The 4,067-nt window shown below is 53.8% G+C and carries 4 protein-coding genes; 2 read left to right on the top strand and 2 right to left on the bottom strand.

The genetic code is table 11. The features are described from left to right. A partial coding sequence (locus tag Q0526_RS02930; protein ID WP_298730696.1) for an AAA family ATPase occupies positions 1 to 297 on the bottom strand: 297 nt, incomplete at its 3' end. A gap of 939 nt (positions 298 to 1,236) precedes the next feature. Further along, positions 1,237 to 2,271, bottom strand: coding sequence for a LacI family DNA-binding transcriptional regulator (locus Q0526_RS02925; RefSeq protein ID WP_298730694.1), 1,035 nt, complete (start codon positions 2,269 to 2,271; stop codon positions 1,237 to 1,239). Between the two features lie 252 nt (positions 2,272 to 2,523). On the opposite strand from Q0526_RS02925, the gene Q0526_RS02920 reads away from it, so the two are divergent. Then, a complete protein-coding gene (locus tag Q0526_RS02920; RefSeq protein WP_298730692.1) occupies positions 2,524 to 3,450 on the top strand; it encodes an ABC transporter permease subunit in 927 nt (308 codons plus the stop codon). 17 nt (positions 3,451 to 3,467) lie between these two features. Beyond that, positions 3,468 to 4,067, top strand: a 600-nt coding sequence (locus tag Q0526_RS02915) for a carbohydrate ABC transporter permease (protein WP_298730690.1), incomplete at its 3' end; no start/stop codon positions are given.

The following is a 4,067-nucleotide window of genomic DNA, read 5'->3' as shown; positions in this document are numbered from 1 at the left end:
GTGCAGGCCTTCCGGTGCGGTGTCTGCCAGCCGCAAAGCCCGGCTGTGCAGCCGCTGTGGGCCGTCCTCCAGCGCCAGGTAGAGTACCTCGCTTTTCCGTGTTGCGTGCCCCAAAAAGGCCGGCCCGCCGCACACAGCGAGGCACAGCTGCAGCGCCATCCAGCTTTTGCCCACTTTGGGTGAGCCGCCTAAAATGTACAAACCAGGTGTTAACAGTCCGTCCACCAGATATTCCACCGGCTCCAGCGGTTGTTGGTACAATTCCTGCATCGTGTAAGTGTTCAGTTCATTCGCCATCGCATTTCCCTTTCTGCATTTTTTCGCTTCTTGTAGTCTTGTAGTTTCTCCCCGCGAAAGCAAGTATAATCCTTAAATATCGCAAAACCTGATACATTTAACTTTGTTTTTTTCGACAAAGTTTGTGCCTTCAATTTGTGTAGGTTGCGATTTGTCATTCCAGGTACATACCGCTTTCTCTCCCAGCCAGGTAACAAGGGGGTTGGGTCCTCCCAAAAGTTTGCGTTTGGACATCCAAACGCTATGTTTGCAAAACTTACGATGCTGGAATGGAAAGACTGAATTGTTTTTTATTGATATTTCCGAGGCCTTCTCGCTCACGGCAAGTTGTTTCCTGTTTTGTGCCATCCGGGTACTTTATGAGGCCACGCTTGGTGTATATCCTTCAATCATTGTACCAAAGATGGTATTTTTGGGAAAAATAGGCGCACCACGGGTGGCATTTTGGCATCCTGCTACGGATAGTCGCCTAAGTTTTACAGAAAAGTGAATTGCGGTATGGGTTTCGTTTCTTCTTTGGATACCGCTGTGATGGTTACAATACTGGGGGTATCAGATGTACCGTTGTTTGTTCCTCACGGAACTGCCCGTAGCCGCTTTTGCGGCGGTGTTTGTCGGTCTTACTGCAAAATTGCTTCCACCAGAAGCACAGTGTGGGAACCATGGTGCTTGCCTTGCAAAATATGCCTTGCTTCCGCTCGGTTGGTTCATCCGAGTCAAAATTGAAATGGTAGTGTACTCTTGCCACGCGCGTGCTACCGTCTGTTTGGTATATTTTTGCCAATTTGACTTCTGTTGTGGTTTGGCTCGTTCAAAACCTTGACATTTTTCTCTAAAAAACGCCCGTTTACGGAGAGACTTCTCCATAAACAGGCGTTTTTCTATTCTGCCAGTGTTTTAGCAGTTGGAGGGAAAAACACGCTGCAGTAAAATCCAGATTCAAGGCTGGGCAGGGGTGGTTCCGCGCCAGACAGGTGTAGTCTGGATATAGCAGCAGCGGTAGGGCAAGGTGGGGCGTTGGATGCGGTCCAGCAGAATACCTGCTGCAATAAAGCCCATCTCGCCGCTGGGGATGCGCACGGTGGAAAGGGGCGGTTCGGCCACGGTGGCCTCGGGGGAATCGTCAAACCCGGCTACCATGATATCCTCCGGAATACGTAAATTCATACACTTGAGGGCTTTCATCAAGTGTACGGCCAGATAATCGTTGGCGCAGACAAAGGCGTCCGGCAGACAGGGCATGGCACGCAGCCGTTCCACCAGCCAGGCGGCCTCCCCGTAGGGGGCGCTGTTGGGTTCCACAATACAAAGATTGGGGTCCAGGGTCAGTCCGCCCCGGGCTACGGCCGTGCGGAACCCGTTGAACCGCTCATAAAAACTGTTGCAGTGGGTGTGGTCCCCCACAAAACTCAGCTTGCGGGCACCCAGTTCGATCAGACGGCTGGTCACGGCTATGGAGCTGGTGGTGTTTTCCATCGAGATGAAATCCCCAGCCATGGCGGAAAAATCCGCCCGGGCGTAAGTGTCCGAGAAGATCACCGGCAGCCCCAACCGGCAGATGAAATCGGTATAGCGGCGGTCGAACATTTCGATGCAGAGGATGCCGGCGGTATTTTCCAGAACAAAGTTGGCAGGTAGGCGGCAGTCCCGGTGTTCGTCGGGCTGGATCTCGTAAATCATCAGAGTATAGCCCGCCCGGCTCATGCGGTTGGCAAAGCTGGAAATAAAGTTGGAACCGTAGTGGTTACGCCCCGGCATGCACAGGGTAAGCAGGGCAATGCTGCGGCCATGGACGGCGGGCCGATCTTCTACGGCGGGCAGCTGGCGGTAGCCCATCTGGCGGGCCTTTTCCAGAACCTGCTGGCGGGTGGCTTCGGGTACGCTACCACGGCCGTTGAAGACCTTGGAGACCGTATTGCGGGAAAGGCCGCAGGCACCGGCGATATCCTGCATGGTGATTTTTTTGGTGGCCATCGGTAGGTCGCTCCTCGTAAAGGTTTTTCTTTATTATACAGCAAATAGGCAAAAGCGCAATAGTGTAAACTTTTGTAAAACCACATTTTCGCATTTGCACAACCCGGCGAAAGTCCCATTGTGTAACCCTACAAATCCGGTGGCAAAGGGGGAAAACGCCATTGACAAAAAGAGAGAGTTGGCGTATAGTAAACGCAGAAGGTTACAAAATGTAAATGAATGGTGTGCAAATGTAAACTACGAGGTGAGATCATGACCCTACCCAAACTCCCAGATGCCGAGACCCGACACAAAAAGCTGATCTACATCAAAAATAACTGGCAGCTCTATATATTCTTTGCGTTGCCCGCAGTATTGCTTACCTTTATCTTCAAATATGTCCCCATGGGCGGCCTGGCCATTGCCTTTGAGGATTACAACAACCGTCTGGGCATCTTCGGTAGTGAATGGATCTGGTTCGAAAACTTCCAAAGATTCCTCTCCTCCACCGAGTTCCCACGTCTGATGGCCAACACCCTCAAGCTCAGTGTCTACGGGTTGCTGTGGGGATTCTTCCCGCCTATCATTCTGGCGATCCTGCTCTCCCGTGTGCGGCGGGTGGGCATCCGCAAAAAGATCCAGCTGCTGATCTACGCTCCCAACTTTATCTCGGTCATCGTACTGGCCGGTATGATCATCGCCTTTCTTTCCCCGGTGGGGCCCATCAATGCGGCGCTGGGCACCCAGTCCAACCTGATGACCGATCCCAACGCCTTCCGTCCCATCTACATCATCAGCGGTATCTGGCAGGGGGCAGGCTGGGCTTCCATCATTTACACGGCGGCCCTCTCCGGTGTCAGCGGTGACCTGGTGGACGCCTGCAACATCGACGGTGCCAGCCTTTTGCAGCAGATCCGCCATGTGGACCTGCCCGCCCTCAAACCCATTATGGTCATCCAGTTCATCCTCTCGGCCGGGCAAATCATGAACATCGGTTTTGAAAAGGCTCTGGCCCTGCAGACCGACCTGAATCGAGCCGCGTCGGAGATCATCCCCACCTATGTTTACCGTCTGGGCCTGGAAATCGGCGACTACGGGTACTCCACAGCGGTGGGCCTGTTCAACGCGGTGATCAACGTGGTGCTGCTGTTGACAGTCAATGCCATCGTCAGCAAGCTCAACGACGGCGAGGGCCTGTAACGAAAGGAGCGAAAACCATGGAATCCAGACAGTTTTACACCCGCAAGGATAAAGTTGTCCTCTGGTGCGGGTACGCCCTGCTGGGACTGTTCTCACTGGCGGTGCTGATCCCGCTCATCTATGTGGTGCTGGCCTCCTTCATCGACCCAGTGGTACTCACGAACCAGGGCATCAGTTTTATGCCTGAGGACTGGACCCTGGAGGGGTACCGCCGCGTCTTTCAGGACGATATGATCGGCCGGGGCTTCCTCAATTCCTTCCTGTACTCCACTACCTTTGCGGTGTTTTCCACCATCATCTGCCTGCTGGCGGCCTATCCCCTGAGCCTGCCCCAGTTTGTGGGGCGCAAGACCATCAACACCTTTTTTCTCATCACTATGTTCTTTGGCGGCGGCCTGATGCCCACCTATTTGTTGGTGTCCAACCTCAACCTCATCAACAGCCCGCTGGCGCTGATCCTGCCCGGTGCGGTAAATGTGTGGAACATCATCCTGGCCCGTACCTATTATAAGTCCATTCCGCAGGAACTGCATGAGGCCGCCGCCCTGGACGGTGCTTCGGAACTGCAGTACTTCTTCCGCATCCTGATCCCCGTCTGCAAGCCCATCATCGCGGTG

The organism is uncultured Subdoligranulum sp., from assembly GCF_937890665.1.
Note: the sequence above shows the minus strand (reverse complement) of the source record. Positions and strands in the feature narration are given on the sequence as shown.